General features: G+C 63.1%; 14 protein-coding genes and 1 pseudogene. 6 read left to right on the top strand and 9 right to left on the bottom strand.

Annotated features, from left to right (window positions below):
- Positions 1–48: 48 nt before the first annotated feature.
- Both metX and metW read left to right on the top strand, forming a co-directional pair.
- Positions 49–1,185 (top strand): homoserine O-acetyltransferase MetX, encoded by a 1,137-nt coding sequence (gene metX / locus ACZ51H_RS10795; protein WP_464801812.1) that lies wholly within the window; start codon positions 49–51, stop codon positions 1,183–1,185.
- A complete protein-coding gene (gene metW / locus ACZ51H_RS10790; RefSeq protein ID WP_196224833.1) occupies positions 1,182–1,775 on the top strand; it encodes a methionine biosynthesis protein MetW in 594 nt (197 codons plus the stop codon). The genes metX and metW overlap by 4 nt, the downstream gene beginning before the upstream one ends.
- Here metW and ACZ51H_RS10785 read toward each other — a convergent pair.
- From ACZ51H_RS10785 to rpmI, 8 genes are all read right to left on the bottom strand, one after another.
- The gene (locus ACZ51H_RS10785) at positions 1,772–2,389 is read right to left on the bottom strand and encodes a glutathione S-transferase (RefSeq protein WP_464771502.1); all 618 of its coding nucleotides are present in this window, start codon (positions 2,387–2,389) and stop codon (positions 1,772–1,774) included. The two genes, metW and ACZ51H_RS10785, sit on opposite strands and share 4 nt — an antisense overlap.
- Before the next feature lie 17 nt (positions 2,390–2,406).
- Positions 2,407–3,972 (bottom strand): peptide chain release factor 3, encoded by a 1,566-nt coding sequence (locus ACZ51H_RS10780; protein WP_449474445.1) that lies wholly within the window; start codon positions 3,970–3,972, stop codon positions 2,407–2,409.
- Positions 3,973–4,093: 121 nt separating this feature from the next.
- Positions 4,094–4,975: an aldose 1-epimerase family protein gene (locus tag ACZ51H_RS10775; protein WP_464801811.1), complete on the bottom strand. Its 882-nt coding sequence runs from the start codon at positions 4,973–4,975 to the stop codon at positions 4,094–4,096.
- A gap of 134 nt (positions 4,976–5,109) precedes the next feature.
- The gene (gene pheT, locus ACZ51H_RS10770; RefSeq protein WP_464801810.1) at positions 5,110–7,524 is read right to left on the bottom strand and encodes a phenylalanine--tRNA ligase subunit beta; all 2,415 of its coding nucleotides are present in this window, start codon (positions 7,522–7,524) and stop codon (positions 5,110–5,112) included.
- Positions 7,521–8,609, bottom strand: coding sequence for a phenylalanine--tRNA ligase subunit alpha (pheS, locus tag ACZ51H_RS10765; protein WP_464801809.1), 1,089 nt, complete (start codon positions 8,607–8,609; stop codon positions 7,521–7,523). The genes pheT and pheS overlap by 4 nt, the downstream gene beginning before the upstream one ends.
- A gap of 69 nt (positions 8,610–8,678) precedes the next feature.
- On the bottom strand, positions 8,679–9,299 hold the full coding sequence (locus tag ACZ51H_RS10760) for a LysE family translocator (protein WP_464801808.1): 621 nt from the start codon (positions 9,297–9,299) through the stop codon (positions 8,679–8,681).
- 179 nt (positions 9,300–9,478) lie between these two features.
- The gene (gene rplT, locus ACZ51H_RS10755; RefSeq protein WP_022682430.1) at positions 9,479–9,841 is read right to left on the bottom strand and encodes a 50S ribosomal protein L20; all 363 of its coding nucleotides are present in this window, start codon (positions 9,839–9,841) and stop codon (positions 9,479–9,481) included.
- Between the two features lie 13 nt (positions 9,842–9,854).
- Positions 9,855–10,058 carry a 50S ribosomal protein L35 gene (rpmI, locus tag ACZ51H_RS10750; RefSeq protein ID WP_183955972.1) on the bottom strand — a complete coding sequence of 68 codons (204 nt, stop codon included), beginning with the start codon at positions 10,056–10,058 and terminating at the stop codon, positions 9,855–9,857.
- A gap of 158 nt (positions 10,059–10,216) precedes the next feature.
- On the opposite strand from rpmI, the gene ACZ51H_RS10745 reads away from it, so the two are divergent.
- Both ACZ51H_RS10745 and ACZ51H_RS10740 read left to right on the top strand, forming a co-directional pair.
- Positions 10,217–12,397 (top strand): AsmA family protein, encoded by a 2,181-nt coding sequence (locus ACZ51H_RS10745; protein ID WP_464801807.1) that lies wholly within the window; start codon positions 10,217–10,219, stop codon positions 12,395–12,397.
- Positions 12,398–12,436: 39 nt separating this feature from the next.
- A pseudogene (locus tag ACZ51H_RS10740) lies at positions 12,437–12,965 on the top strand (O-acetyl-ADP-ribose deacetylase).
- 18 nt (positions 12,966–12,983) lie between these two features.
- Here the strand turns inward: ACZ51H_RS10740 and hisN are convergent.
- On the bottom strand, positions 12,984–13,769 hold the full coding sequence (gene hisN / locus ACZ51H_RS10735) for a histidinol-phosphatase (protein ID WP_460986983.1): 786 nt from the start codon (positions 13,767–13,769) through the stop codon (positions 12,984–12,986).
- A gap of 80 nt (positions 13,770–13,849) precedes the next feature.
- On the opposite strand from hisN, the gene ACZ51H_RS10730 reads away from it, so the two are divergent.
- Complete coding sequence (locus ACZ51H_RS10730) at positions 13,850–14,278, top strand: VOC family protein (protein ID WP_460986982.1); 429 nt, start codon at positions 13,850–13,852, stop codon at positions 14,276–14,278.
- Between the two features lie 49 nt (positions 14,279–14,327).
- Positions 14,328–14,567, top strand: coding sequence for a hypothetical protein (locus ACZ51H_RS10725; RefSeq protein WP_464801806.1), 240 nt, complete (start codon positions 14,328–14,330; stop codon positions 14,565–14,567).
- Positions 14,568–14,581: the final 14 nt, after the last annotated feature.

Below are 14,581 nucleotides of genomic sequence, written 5' to 3'. Positions count from 1 at the left end.
CCCCACCCGATTGACAGCACCCCTCCACGGTCCTAGCCCGCTTGCACCATGGCCAGCGCCTCCTTCACCGACGACAGCCGTTTCGGCCTCCGCCGCCAGGTCCGCCTGTCCGGCCCCCTGCGGCTGGACAGCGGCGCGGCCCTTGCACCGGTCGATATCGCCTATGAAACCTATGGGCGGATGAACGCGGACAAGTCGAACGTCATCCTCATCTGCCACGCGCTGACCGGCGACCAATATGTGGCGTCCGACCATCCCGTCACAGGTAAGCCCGGCTGGTGGTGGCGCATGGTGGGCGAAGGAAAACCCATCGACCCCGCGCGCCATTTCATCGTCTGCGCCAACGTCATCGGCAGCTGCATGGGGTCCAGCGGCCCCGCCAGCGTCGATCCGTCGAGCAATGCGCCCTATGCGATGCGCTTCCCGGTGCTGACCATCGCCGACATGGTGCGCGCCCAAGCGCTGCTGCTCGACCATCTGGGCGTCGATCGCCTGTCCGCTGTCATCGGCGGCTCCATGGGCGGCATGCAGGCGCTTAGCTGGCCAACCATCTTCCCCGATCGCGTGGAAAGCTGCATCGTCATCGCCTCGACCGCGCGACACAGCGCGCAGAACATCGCCTTCCACGAAGTCGGGCGGCAGGCGATCATGGCCGATCCCAACTGGCGCGGCGGCGATTATTATGCCGACGCCCAGGTGCCGAGCGCGGGTCTTGCCGTCGCCCGCATGGCCGCGCACATCACCTATCTGTCCGAAGCGGGCCTCACCGAGAAATTCGGCCGCCGCCTGCAAGGGCGCGATGCCAAGACCTTCGGCTTCGACGCTGACTTTCAGGTGGAAAGCTATCTGCGCCATCAGGGCTTGAGTTTCGTCGAGCGGTTCGACGCCAACTCCTATCTCTATATCACTCGCGCCATGGACTATTATGACATTGCGGAGGATCATGGCGGCAGCCTCGCCACGGCCTTCGCCCCGTCCAAGGCACGCTTCTGCCTGGTGAGCTTCGACACCGACTGGCTCTATCCCACCGCCGAATCCCGCATCATCGTCCACGCGCTCAACGCCAGCGGCGCGCACGCCAGCTTCGTGGAACTGTCGAGCCCCTTCGGCCACGACGCGTTCCTGCTGGAATGCCCGGAATTGAACCGCGTCGTCGATGGCTTCCTCAAGGGCGGCCGCGCGTGAGCGAGACGCTTCGGCCGGACCTCGCCCTGATCGCTCGCACCGTAACGCCGGGCGCGCGCGTGCTGGACGTCGGCTGCGGCGACGGCGCGCTCATGGCGGCGCTGCGCGACACGAAACAGGTGGATGCGCGCGGGCTGGAACTGGACGCGGGCAATGTCGCCGCCGCCGTCGGCCGGGGCCTCTCGGTCGTGCAGGGCGACGCCGACACCGACCTTGCCTATTATCCCGACGCCAGCTTCGACTATGCGATCCTCAGCCAGACGCTACAGACCACGCGCCGCCCGGACCTGGTCGTGGAGGAACTGCTGCGCATCGGCCGCCAGGCCTTCGTGTCCTTCCCCAATTTCGCCCATTGGAGAGGACGATTGTCGCTGATGTGGGGCGGGCGCATGCCGGTAACGCGACTGCTGCCCGATACATGGTATGACACGCTCAACATCCACCATGTCACCGTCGATGATTTCCGCGCGCTGGTGAAGGATCGCGGCTGGACGATCGATGGTCAATGGTTCCTGAAGGGCGACAAGGAAACCACCCACGCGAACGCCAACCTGTTCGCCGAACACGCTGTCTTCCTGCTGCGCCGCTAAAGAAAAACCGCCGCGTCATCCGGCTGCCATGCAGCTCTGCGCGTCATGGCGCGGTCAAACAATTCCGACCCGATCAAAGCGCGCAACCATGCCTGCACGCGCGGCACGGGCTGTGCGTCAAACCACGCCTGATCAGCCGCCGCAAACTGCCGCACAAACGGAAAGATCGCGATGTCGGCCAGCATCCTGCGCTCGCCACACAGGAAAGCACTGCTCTCCAGCCGCGCTTCCAGTTCGCCCAGCCATGCCATCCCTGCGGCGCGATGTTCCAGCGGGTCCGACCCATGGCGCGTCGCATATTTGTAGCGGTCGAGATGTTGCTTGAACGGCCCGTCATTGGCGGCGATCAGCGCCGCGTCATCCCCGTCGAGCCAACCCTCCGGATCATCCAGGCGAAGCGCCCAGCGCATGATATCCAGGCTCTCGTCAATCACGTCGCCGCCGGGTAACGCCAGCACCGGCACCGTCCCCTTGGGTGACAGCGTCAGCATCGCGGCAGGCTTGTCGCGCAAAACGACCTCGCGCAACTCCACCTGCTGCCCGCTGATGATCAGCGCCATCCGCGCCCGCATGGCATAGGGGCAGCGCCGGAAACTGTAGAGGATGGCGCTCATCCCCCGACCGCCAAAATTCAGCGTTCCTTGGTCGCGCTGAACTTCACCTTGGGATGCCGCTCCTGCTGATAACCCACATCCCACGCGCTCTTCGCCATGAAGACAAGGTTGCCGTCGCGATCCTTCGCCATGTTCGCCACGTTGAACGAGGCCAAGTCCTTGACCGCCGCCTCATCACCGGAAATCCAGCGCGCCGTATCGAAGGGAGATGCCTCCAGCCCCGCCGCCACCTTATACTCGGCTTCCAACCGCGAAATCAGCACGTCCAGCTGCAACTGCCCAACCACGCCGACGACCCAGCTGCTGCCGATCTCGGGATAGAAAACCTGGATCACGCCTTCTTCGGACAGATCGTCCAGCGCCTTCCTCAACTGCTTCGTCTTGGTCGGATCCTTCAGCGCCACGCGCCGCAATATTTCCGGTGCAAAGTTCGGCAGCCCCGTAAAGCGCACCCCCGCCTTCTCGCTCAGCGTATCGCCGACCCGCAACGTCCCATGGTTGGGAATGCCGATAATGTCGCCGGGAAAAGCCTCATCCGCAATCTCGCGGTCCTGCGCGAAAAAGAGGATCGGCGAATGCACCGCGATCGGCTTGCCCGACCCGCTCGGCGTCAGCTTCATGCCCCGCCTGAACTTGCCGGAACAGAGCCGCATGAAGGCGATGCGGTCGCGATGCTGCGGGTCCATATTCGCCTGAACCTTGAAGATGAAGCCGGTGACTTCGCTATTCTCCGGCTCCACCGGCGCAGGCTCGGCCGGCTGCGCACGCGGCGGCGGCGCATGGGCGGCTAGCGCGTCGATCAACTCGGTCACGCCGAACAGCTTGAGCGCCGATCCGAAATAGACCGGCGTCAGATCCCCGTGGCGATAGGCCGCCAGATCGAAATCGGCATAGCCACCGACCGCCAGCTCCGCTTCCTCGCGCAGCTTTTCAAGGCCCCGCGCGGAAATATGCTCGGCCAGCGCATCATCATCGATGCCCTCGACAAACACCTGCTTGCCCTCAAATTCCTTGCTCGGACCGCTGGGCTGGCGCAGCCGGTTCTTGGCGAAATCGTAAATCCCTTCGAACTCGCCACCCATGCCGACCGGCCAGCTCATCGGGCACACGTCCAGCGCCAGCGCGTCCGCCACTTCGTCCAGCAGGGCGAAGGTGTCGCGCCCTTCGCGGTCCACTTTGTTCACGAAAGTGATGATCGGCACGTTGCGCAACCGGCACACTTCGAACAGTTTGCGCGTCTGCGGTTCGATGCCCTTGGCCGCGTCGATCACCATGACCGCCGAATCCACCGCCGTCAGCGTGCGATAGGTATCTTCCGAGAAATCCTCGTGCCCCGGCGTGTCCAGCAGGTTGAAGGTGATGCCGTCGCGTTCGAACGTCATGACGGAGCTGGTCACGGAAATGCCGCGCTGCTGCTCAATCTTCATCCAGTCCGACCGCGCGCGCCGGTTCGCCCCGCGCGCCTTGACCTCACCGGCCAGATGGATGGCGCCGCCTTCCAGCAGCAGCTTTTCGGTCAGCGTGGTCTTACCCGCGTCAGGGTGGGAAATGATCGCGAAGGTGCGGCGGGATGGGATGGTCATGATGTTGTCGGGGGCTCGGTATAAAAACAACCGTTCGCCCTGAGCTTGTCGAAGGGCTTTACTTCCTTCCAGGGAAGAGGCTTCGACAGGCTCAGCCCGAACGGAATCATGGAAGCCGCCGTTACACGTCCACGACCGTCACGTCCATGCGGAACCGCCGCTCGTCCCCCGGCAGTAGCCGCATGACGCCCTGCTTGTCCCAGACATCTCCTTCGAACCCGACCAGGTCAGCCATCCCCGCCCAGGGCTCGACGCACAGATAATGCGCGCCCGGCTTCTGCCACAGCCCCAGCCATGGCGTATCGGGAAAGTCGATCTTCAGCCGCGTCTGTCCCGGCACACCCCAATATAGGCTGTCGCTCTCCAACGCATCCCAGACCAGCGCATCGCCCTCGAACATCGCATGGGTGGGATGCAGGACCTTGCCCTTCACCGGCGATGCAACGGTTTCCCGCGCGATCAGACCCGGCTCGTTTCCCACCTTGCGCAGCGGTGCCGTTTCCGCCTTCTCAAACTCTATCCGATGATCTTCCGCCGAACCCCCAAAGGGCAGCGGCCAGGCAAAGGCCGGATGATAGCCAAAGGAAAAGGGCATGTCCGCCTCGCCCCGGTTTATGACCGTGGCCGTCATCATCAACGTTCCGCTAGCCACGGCGAACTGCATGTCCAGCCGGAAATGGAACGGATAGACCGCCCGCGTCGCTGCGTCCGCCTCCAGCCGGAAGATCACCGATTCAGGCAGATGCTCCACCAGCGCGAACGCCATGTGCCGGGCAAAGCCGTGCTGCGGCATCGGATAGTCATGCCCGTCCAGCCGATACACATCATTGCGTGACCGCCCGACGAAAGGAAACAGCAAGGGCGCATGCCCCGTCCACCAGCGCGGATCGGCATCGGTCATCAGTTCGCGCCCGGCAGAGTCCTTGAGCGACCAAAGCTCCGCGCCCAGCGGGTTGATGGCGGCGGTCAGCCCGTCCGACGCGATCATTACAAGCTCGTCCATCAGCCCTCTACTTTTGATCCTGTCGGTCCAGCCTACTATTTCCGTTCGGACTGAGCTTGTCGAAGTCCTTCTCTTCTCTTCAACGGAGTAAAGCCAGCCTCGCTACTCCAGCCAGACCCCTGGCGAGGTTTCCCTCACCCCCGCAACGTCGCGCCCAGCTTCTCCGCCGCCTTCACGACAGCGGCGCTGATGGCGTCCAGCTCTTCCTGCGAAAAGCTCTTCTCACCCGGCTGTAACGTTACCTCGATCGCCAGGCTCTTGCTGCCCTCATCCACGCCCGGCCCGACAAAGACGTCGAACAACCGCGCATCGACGATGCTCTTCTTGACCGCGCCCTTGACCGCGCGCACCAGCGCGTCCGCCTCGATGGCCTCATCGACAACAAAGGCAAAGTCGCGCTTCACCGCCTGCAAGGCGGGTGGCGCATAGGGCGCGCGCATGAAGCCGCTCTTCCGCTTGGCCGGGATCGCATCCAGGAAAATCTCGCCTGCCACTACCGCGCCGCTGATGCCGAATTGCTTAGCCAGCGAAGGATGCAGCACGCCAAATTCGGCCAGCACCACCTTGGGGCCAAGGCGCAACGTCCCCGACTGACCCGGATGGTAGGCGCCCGATGCCTCGCCAAAGCTTTGCAGGTTGGCCACGGGCGCGCCTGCGGCGGCCAGCAGCGCGATCACTTCGGCCTTCGCGTCAAAGGCGGAGAAAGTCTGCGCCTTGCCCGTCTGCCATCCGCGCGCGACTTTCTCGCCCGCCAGCACGAAGCTGGCCGTGGCCCGCTCCTTGTCGCTGAAATAGCGACGGCCGACCTCGAACAGCCGCACCGAAGTCGCGCTCCGGTCCATGTTCCGCCGCGTGGCCGACAGCAGGCCGGGCAGCAGCGAAGGCCGCATGACCTTCAAATCCTCAGAAATCGGGTTCGCCAGCGTCCAATCGCCACCGCCGACCGACGCCGCTTCCTTTTCCGAGATGAACGACCAGTTGATCGCCTCGGCCAGGCCCCGGGCCGCCGCCGTCCGCCGAACCCGCCGCTCCATCAGCTGCTCGCTGGTTGCCGTTGGCTTGGCGACGCCGGGCATGCGGGGCAGGGGGGTGGAAGGGACCTGATCCAGTCCCACAATGCGCACGACCTCCTCGACCAGATCGGGCCAGCCATCGACATCACGCCGCCAGCTGGGCACGCTGACCGACCAATGGGCGCTCGTCGTCACCGGCACGCCGTCTTCATAATCGAACGTGCTGTCATGTTCCTCGACGCCAAAGCCCAGGCTTTCCAGAACGCGCCTTTGTTCCTGATCACCCACATACACACCCGCCAGCGTCAGGCATTGCGACGGCTCATAGCGGATGACCTTGTTTGCGGCCGGCGGCATGCCGGTGCGCGTCGCCTCGCTGGCGCTGCCGCCGCACAGCTTCATCACCAGGTCGGTCGCGATCGACAATCCGTCATCCAGGAACGCCGGGTCCACCCCGCGTTCGAACCGCCCCCGCGCGTCGCTGGTCAGGCCCAGCTTCTGTCCGGTGACCGCAATCCGTTCGGGCGTGAAATAGGCGCATTCGATCAACACATCGGTCGTCGCCTCGCTCGCACCCGAATGCTCGCCGCCCATGATGCCGCCAATGTCGTGCACCGCCTCATCATCGGCGATGACGGTCATCGTCTCGTCAACGGTATAGGTCTTGCCATTGAGCGCCAGCACTTCTTCGCCAGCCTTGCCCGGACGGGCGGTCAGCGGACCTTTCAGCTTGGCCATGTCGTAGACATGCAACGGTCGACCAAGGTCGATCATCAGATAGTTGGTGATATCGACCAGCGTGCTGATCGCCTTCTGCCCGATCGCCTTCAACCGTCGCGCCATCCATTCGGGCGACGCGCCATTGCTCACGCCCCTGACCGTGCGCGCGAAGAAGGCCGGGCAGCCATCCGTATCCTCGATCCGCACGTCCGGCCCCGACCCGAAGCCCTCGACCTCCGGCACGACGATCGCGTTCAGCGTCCCCAATCCCGCCGCCGCCAGATCACGCGCAATCCCCCGAACGCCCATGCAGTCCTGGCGATTAGGTGTTATACTCACATCAATCACCGGGTCATCCAGCCCGGCCCACTCGGCATAGACCCGCCCCACCGGCGCATCCGCGTTTAATTCGATGATTCCTTCATGATCTTCGCCCAGTTCCAGTTCCCGGAACGAACACATCATGCCGTTGGATTCGACCCCGCGAATGGCGGTTTTCTTGAGCACCATGCCATTGACGGGCACCACCGCGCCCTCGGTCCCGAACACGCCGACCAGTCCCGCCCGAGCGTTGGGCGCGCCACACACGACCTGCAACGCCCCATCGCCCGCATCCACCGTCAGCACCTGCAACTTGTCCGCCTGCGGGTGAGGCTCCGCCGTCAGCACCCTGGCGATGCGGAAGGGCGCGAGCTTTTCCGCCGGATTCTCCACGCCCTCGACCTCAAGGCCGATATCATTCAGCGTTTTGAGGATTGTCGGCAGGTCGGCATCGGTATTGAGATGCGTCTTGAGCCAGCTCAGCGTGAACTTCATGCGCCCACTCCTCCGCTCAGCGTCGGCACATCCAGCGCCGAGAAGCCATAATGTTTCAGCCAGCGCAGATCGCCGTCGAAGAAAGCGCGCAAGTCGTTCATCCCATATTTCAGCATGGCGAGCCGATCGACCCCGGTGCCGAAGGCAAAGCCCTGCCATTCGTCCGGATCGAGCCCGCAGGCTTCGATCACCCGGCGATTGACCATGCCGCTGCCCAGCACTTCCAGCCAGCCGCCACCGGGCGCATCGCCGTCGCCGCCGATCACCCGCTGGCCGCTCACCAGCGTGTAGCCGACGTCGACCTCAACCGAAGGCTCGGTAAAGGGGAAATAGCTCGGCCGCAGGCGCAGGACGATATCGTCACGCTCGAAGAAAGCCTTGAGGAAGGTTTCCAACGTCCATTTGAGATGACCAAGGGTGATCCCCTTGTCGATCACCAGCCCCTCGATCTGATGGAACATCGGCGTATGCGTCGCATCGCTGTCCGACCGGTAAACGCGGCCCGGCGCGATGATACGGATCGGCGGCTCGCCACTCATCATCGTGCGGATCTGCACCGGTGAGGTATGGGTGCGCAGCAGCATTTTCTTGCCGTCAGCATCCGGGAAATAGAAGGTATCATGCATCGCCCGCGCCGGGTGCGTCTCGGGAATGTTGAGCGCGGTGAAATTATGCCAGTCGTCCTCGATCTCCGGCCCTGTTGCGACGGAGAAGCCAAGGTCCGCGAAAATCTCCGCCAGTTCGTCCATGACCTGGCTTACCGGATGCACCGACCCCTGCGCCCCGCCATCGGCGGGCAGCGTCATGTCGATCTTCTCGGCCGCCAGCTTTGCGTCGAGCGCGGCTGTTTCAAGCGCCGCCTTCCTCTCGGCCAGCGCCGCAGTCACGCTCTCGCGCAAGTCCTGAATCGGTGGGCCTTTCTCCAGCCGATCCTCCGGGCTCATCGAGCCCAGAGTCTTGAGCAGCCCAGTCACGACCCCATTCTTACCCATAGCGCCCACGCGAAGGGCTTCGAGCGCTTCGAGAGTATTGGCCGCGGCAATGTCAGCCACCAGGCCGGTTTTTAGATTGGCAATCTCACTCATGGTTCTCATCATTCCCGCGAAGGCGCAATATGAGCGCGCCTTAGCGGGGCGCGCTGCGCAAGGAAAGGGTCAGGCCCGCGCGCCCAACAGTGCGCCGCCAAAGCCGATGAACAACAGGCCGGTAGCCCGGTTGAACAGCCGCTGCCGATTGATGGGCACCAGCCAATGTTTGAGCTTCATGCCCCCCAGAGCATAGGCGCCGTACCAGAAGCTCTCGATCGCGGCGAAGCTCGCCACCAGGATCGCCAGTTGGATGCCGAAGGGGCGCCCCGTGTCTATGAATTGCGGGAACAGCGCAGCGGCGAAGATGATGAGCTTGGGGTTGGATAGCCCGGTTATCAATCCAGTCGCGTAAAGCGCGGGCACTGGAACAGGCGGTGTCCCTGTGGTTTCGCCACTGACCTCGATTGGAGCCTTCCAGACCTTTATGCCGAGAAGGATCAGATAGGCCACTCCGGCATAGCGCAATATATTGAATAACAGCGGAGACGCCTTCAGCAAGGCGCCCAGCCCCAGCGCCGACGCAATCAGGCACAGCAGAACAGCGCTCATCAACCCCGCCATGGTGGCGAGGGCCTTGTTCGGTCCATGGGCGATACTCTGGCTCATCACGTGCAGCATGTTCGGGCCAGGCGTCGCCGAGATCAGGAAGACGGCAGTGATATAGAGCCACCAGACATGCAGCGACATGAGGCTTCCTTCGACTATTTCTCCGTTCGCCCTGAGCGGAGCAAAGGCGCTTCGTCTTCGCTCAGCATTGGGCTTCGACTTCGCTCAGCCCGAACGGAAAGGGAGCGGAACCAAAACAAAAAGGGCGCCGGAAGCATCTGCCCCGGCGCCCCTTGGACGATCTTTCGACCGTTCTATGCTCAGGCCGCGGGCAGCGCAGCCTTTGCCTGGGCGATGATGGCGCTAAACGCCTCGCCTTCGTGCATCGCAATGTCGGCCAGAACCTTCCGGTCCAGATCGACGCCAGCCAGCTTTAGGCCGTGCATGAACTGCGAATAGGTCAGGCCCTCGGCGCGGACACCAGCGTTGATGCGCTGGATCCAGAGGCCACGGAAGGTGCGCTTCTTGACCTTGCGGTCGCGATAAGCGTACTGCCCAGCCTTTTCGACGGCTTGGCGAGCGATACGGATCGTGTTCTTGCGACGGCCATAATAGCCCTTCGCCTGATCCAGAATCCTCTTATGCTTCGCCTTGGTGGTAGTACCACGTTTTACGCGTGCCATGTGCCTCTACTCCTTACTTCAGGCCGTAGGGCGCCCAGAGGCGCACGTGAGCGACATCGGAATCCGACAGCACGGACGTGCCGCGATTCTGGCGGATATACTTTGCGTTGTGGCTGATCAGGCGGTGACGCTTGCCAGCGACGCCGTGCTTGACCTTGCCGGAAGCGGTGAACTTGAAGCGCTTCTTCACACCGCTCTTGGTCTTGAGCTTGGGCATTTTCGTCTCCTTCTTCAGCGCGACGATTACGGACAGCCACGGCAGCCCTAGTTAGCCGGGCGGTCCTTCCAAATATCGCGAAGGGGCGCGCATAATCGGCCGGCCGCCGGAAAGCAAGGTGATTCGGACCTAAAGCAGGGGAAGGGCGTTCTTGCGCCATGGCCGACGCCGATCCCCTGCGGCCGGGCACCCCGGCGAAATCGGCTCCTGCGCTCGACAGCGGGGCAGGAGGCGTTGGCCATTATTGGTCCTCCGCACGTCAGAAATGGCGCAATGTTCCCCTGCCGCTGCGTATCATCGCTTATATCGGCGGGCTGATCTTCCTACTATGGTTGATCCTGTTCATCACGAAGGGCCGTTTCCTCAAACATCCGTTCGAGCGATTCCTCACAAGTCGGCTGGAGCGCCCGGTCAAGGTCGCCGGTGACTTCCAGCTCTATTTCGCGCCCATCACGATCAAGTTTCGCGCCGAGGAAATGACGATTGCCAACACGCCCTGGGCGAGCAGGCCGCATTTCTTCCATTCCGACCTTATCGACACGCGGATCGCGCCGCTTAGCCTGATCTTCGGCGACAAATATCGCGTTCGTTGGCTTGAGCTTCGCAACGCCGCCGCTGACCTGGAATGGTCGAAGGACGGCAAGAGCAACACATGGACCTTCGGTGACCCGAATAAGAAGGGAGAGCCGCTCAATCTGCCTCTCGTGCGCCGGGCGCTGCTTGACGGGACGACCTTGCGCTATCGCGACCCCCGGATGCAGCTGTCCACCGACATAAAATTCGAAACGGTGAAGGCGCAGGACACGCGCTTTGCGAGCGACATCCGATTTTCCGGCGACGGCACGATGCGGGGCCGTCCCTTCACTCTGCGTGGCGGACTGCTCTCGCCCAACGAAACTGTAACAGGCGGCAAGAACAGTCTCGCTCTTCACGCGCAATCCGGGCCGACAATTTTGGAGGTCAGCGGAACCTTGCCCGGCGCGACTGAGATTGAGGGAGCGGACTTGCGGCTGCTGACGCGCGGCCCCAATCTTGCCCTGCTGTTCGACTTTCTGGGCGTCGCCATCCCCGAAACCCGCACCTACCGCTTCACCTCTGCGCTTACCAAGCAGGACGGAGAATGGCGCTTCACCCATCTCAAGGGCCGGTTCGGCGACAGCGACCTTTCCGGGCGCATGACCGTGTCTCTGCCCGACAATCGCCTGCGCTTGAAGGCTGACCTCGCCACCCGCACCCTCGATATTGTCGATGTGGGTCCTTTCATCGGCTACAATCCCCACAAGCTGGAAGCGCAGGGCGCCAGTGGCGCGATCGAGAATGTCGGCGGCAGGCCGCGCGTCCTGCCGGACGCACCGCTCAGGGTAGAGGCCCTGCGCAACTTCGATGCCAATGTTCGATACGACGTGCGCCAGGTCAGGGCGCCCAATGTGCCCATTTCCAATATCGGTCTTACGCTAGCGCTTGAGCGCAGCCTTTTGACGCTTTCGCCGCTCACCTTCGACATGTCCGGCGGGCATGTCAGTTCGGACATAGAGATTAACGCGCGGGCTCAGCCGGTGCGTACGCGCTATGATGTGCGCTTGTCGCCGACACCCATGGGCAAGCTGCTTGGCCGCTGGGGTGTTGAGGAATCCGGGACCACCGGCATCATCAAGGCGCGGGCGCAAATGACAGGTTCGGGCAACACGGTGCATGATTCGCTTAGTACCGCCAATGGCAGGATCGCGGTCATCCTGCCTGCGGGCACCATGTGGGCACGCAATGTTCAGCTTGCTGAACTGGACGTGGGCACCTTCATCACGAAGATGTTCGAAAAGAAGCTGAAGGAACCTGTCCAGATCAATTGCGGGCTGATCGCCTTCACCGTTCGCAACGGCATCGCGGCCGCGGATCCGATCATCATCGATACCAGGAAGAACGTCATGCTTGGACGAGGCGGCTTTTCCTTCCGCAACGAGAGCCTCGATCTCGCCTTCCGCGCTGACGGCAAAAAGTTCAGCCTGTTTTCCGGCCAGTCGCCGGTCGGCATCGCAGGCTATTTCGCGAAGCCCGGCATCAACGTCATCAGTCCTGAACTGATCGCGCGCGGCGGTGCGGCGGCGGCGCTGGGGATCGCGGCGAGCCCACTCGCTGCCGTTCTGGCCTTTGTCGATGTGGGTGACGCCAAAAGTGCGGCGTGCGGCCCCGTCCTCGCTGGCGCGACCGCCGCTGCGCAGAGGACGAAGGGCGGGAAGCCCCGAGATGACGTAGGCCGGGGCACAACTTCAAAGGAAGAAGCCGGCAAGGCCAACGCCAGGGAAGAAAAGAAGCAGAAGAAGAAGTTTTTGGGGATTTTCTAGGGCAATGCTGCGAACGTAATTCATCGCGAGGGCTGCGATATGATCTTCGGCACCGCCCGCTGGGAAATCGGAACTGGCGACATTACCCGTTGCGCAACGGAAGCGATCGTCAACGCCGCCAATAGTTCCCTGCTGGGGGGCGGCGGCGTGGATGGTGCGATCCATCGAGCGGCAGGGCCTGAACTGCTCGCCGAATGCCGTATGCTGGGCGGCTGTCCAGTGGGGGAGGCGCGGATCACGCGCGGCTACAGCCTGCCCGTTGCCCATGTCATTCATACCGTCGGTCCGGTATGGCGGGGCGGGGCTTCGGGAACCCCGGTTGCTCGCCAATTGCTACCGATCGTCGCTCGATCTGGCGCGGGAGCATAGCCTCCGCAGTATAGCCTTCCCTGCCATCTCCACCGGCATTTATGGCTATCCGAAAGAACTGGCCTCTCGGATCGCGGCCCAGACGGTGCGGGGCCAGCTTGCTGCTTTCCCGTCGGCCTTCGACCTCATCCTGTTCATCTGCTTCGATGACGAGAGCGCGCGCATATATGCTGAAGCAGTAACGGCGGTGGCCGCCTAAACATCAATGCCTGAAACATTAATGAGCGTGATGTCCTTCGGCAAGCGCTTCCAGCACATCGTCCAGCCGAGCAGGATCGCCGATCGCGATAACCTGTCCGTCGCTTTCCGCCGTGATGGGGTCGCCCGCCCAATCGCACATCCGCCCCCCCGCACCTTCCACGACAGGGACGAGCGCGGCGATATCGTGCAGCTTCAACCCGGCTTCGACGACGATATCGACATGGCCCGACGCGATGAGGCCGTAATTATAACAGTCGCCGCCCCACACCGTGTCGCGGCACTGACCAGCCAGCCGCGAGAAATGCTCGCCGGTGCATCCGGGGAAATATTGCGGCCCGGTGCTGGCGACGATCGCTTCTTCAAGCGACCGGCAACTGCGGGCGGTGACCGGTGCGCCGTTAAAGGTGGTGGGCTGGCCCATCATGCCTGCCCAGCGCTCTTGCGCGATTGGCTGGTCGATGATGCCGACCGTCGGCCATCCCGCCTCAGTCAGCGCGATAAGCGTGCCAAAGATCGGCCGTCCCGCAATGAAGCTGCGCGTGCCGTCGATCGGGTCGAGGATCCAGACGCGCTCCGCGTCTTCGCGTGTCGCTCCATATTCTTCCCCGATGATGCCGTCCTGGGGGCGTTCCTTTTCCAAGATGGCTCGGATCGCTGCTTCCGCCGCCCGATCCGCCTCGGTCACCGGCGATTGGTCCGACTTGAATTCCATGTCGTATCGCGCGCGGAAAAAGGGCCGGATGGCTGCCGCCGCGGCGTCGGCGAGGCGGTGGGCAAGGGTCAGGTCATCGCGGGTCGTCATCGCTCCCGCCTAGCCGGAAAGCACCTGCTGCGCTAGGCTTTGCCAACCTGTTCCTGATCGCGACGAAGGAAGGAAAAAACATGCCTGGCTCCTCACTGATCCCCGGCCTGCGCTATGCCGATGCTCCAGCGGCTATAAACTTCCTGCAAGACGCTTTCGGCTTTGCATTGCACGCCTGTTATGAGGACGAAGCGGACCCGCACATCATCCACCACGCGCAACTCATATTGGGCGAGGGCATGGTCATGCTGGGTAGCGCGCGCGATGGCGAGGCCGAGTCGCTCTACAGTTGGACGACGCCGCGCGATCTGGGCGGTGTCACGACCTGCATCTATGTGGTGGTCCCGGATGCCGACGCCCACTGCCTGCATGCCCGCAATCAGGGTGCGGTGGTGGTGAACGAGCCGCATGATAATCACGGCTATCCCGGACGCGGTTATGAGGCGCTCGATCCGGAAGGGAATCTCTGGAGCTTCGGCACCTATGATCCTTGGGCAGCCGCCGTTTAATCTTCGTCAATCCGCGCCGTTTATCGCTTCGTATCGGAAGGGAATCGTTGTGGCGCTGATCGGCTGGATCTTGAGTTTCGCGGCCTTGCTGGGCGCTCTCGCCATGCGGCAGGACGCGCCCGTCGGCGGGTCAGCTACCCTTTCCAACATGCTCCTGCTGCTGGCGCTGCTCGCCTGCCCGATTCTCTGGCGGGAAAAGCCGCTTGGCATTTCCCGCGCTCAGAGAGTCGTTGGCGGACTGATCCTGCTATTCTGCCTGCCCATAGTGTTGCTGCCCAGCGCCTCATAGAAGTCGCGCGGCGC

It is taken from the genome of Sphingobium sp. TomMM15 (assembly GCF_055397045.1).
The sequence above is the reverse complement of the archived record's forward strand: the minus strand, read 5'-3'. Positions and strand labels throughout refer to the sequence as shown.

What these genes read in the sequence shown, in the direction of transcription:
- metX (WP_464801812.1), top strand. Translation starts at nt 49, where the DNA reads ATGGCCAGCGCCTCCTTCACCGACGACAGCCGTTTCGGCCTCCGCCGC.
- ACZ51H_RS10785 (WP_464771502.1), bottom strand. Translation starts at nt 2,389, where the DNA reads ATGAGCGCCATCCTCTACAGTTTCCGGCGCTGCCCCTATGCCATGCGG.
- ACZ51H_RS10780 (WP_449474445.1), bottom strand. Translation starts at nt 3,972, where the DNA reads ATGACCATCCCATCCCGCCGCACCTTCGCGATCATTTCCCACCCTGAC.
- ACZ51H_RS10775 (WP_464801811.1), bottom strand. Translation starts at nt 4,975, where the DNA reads ATGGACGAGCTTGTAATGATCGCGTCGGACGGGCTGACCGCCGCCATC.
- pheT (WP_464801810.1), bottom strand. Translation starts at nt 7,524, where the DNA reads ATGAAGTTCACGCTGAGCTGGCTCAAGACGCATCTCAATACCGATGCC.
- pheS (WP_464801809.1), bottom strand. Translation starts at nt 8,609, where the DNA reads ATGAGTGAGATTGCCAATCTAAAAACCGGCCTGGTGGCTGACATTGCC.
- ACZ51H_RS10760 (WP_464801808.1), bottom strand. Translation starts at nt 9,299, where the DNA reads ATGTCGCTGCATGTCTGGTGGCTCTATATCACTGCCGTCTTCCTGATC.
- rplT (WP_022682430.1), bottom strand. Translation starts at nt 9,841, where the DNA reads ATGGCACGCGTAAAACGTGGTACTACCACCAAGGCGAAGCATAAGAGG.
- rpmI (WP_183955972.1), bottom strand. Translation starts at nt 10,058, where the DNA reads ATGCCCAAGCTCAAGACCAAGAGCGGTGTGAAGAAGCGCTTCAAGTTC.
- ACZ51H_RS10745 (WP_464801807.1), top strand. Translation starts at nt 10,217, where the DNA reads ATGGCCGACGCCGATCCCCTGCGGCCGGGCACCCCGGCGAAATCGGCT.
- hisN (WP_460986983.1), bottom strand. Translation starts at nt 13,769, where the DNA reads ATGACGACCCGCGATGACCTGACCCTTGCCCACCGCCTCGCCGACGCC.
- ACZ51H_RS10730 (WP_460986982.1), top strand. Translation starts at nt 13,850, where the DNA reads ATGCCTGGCTCCTCACTGATCCCCGGCCTGCGCTATGCCGATGCTCCA.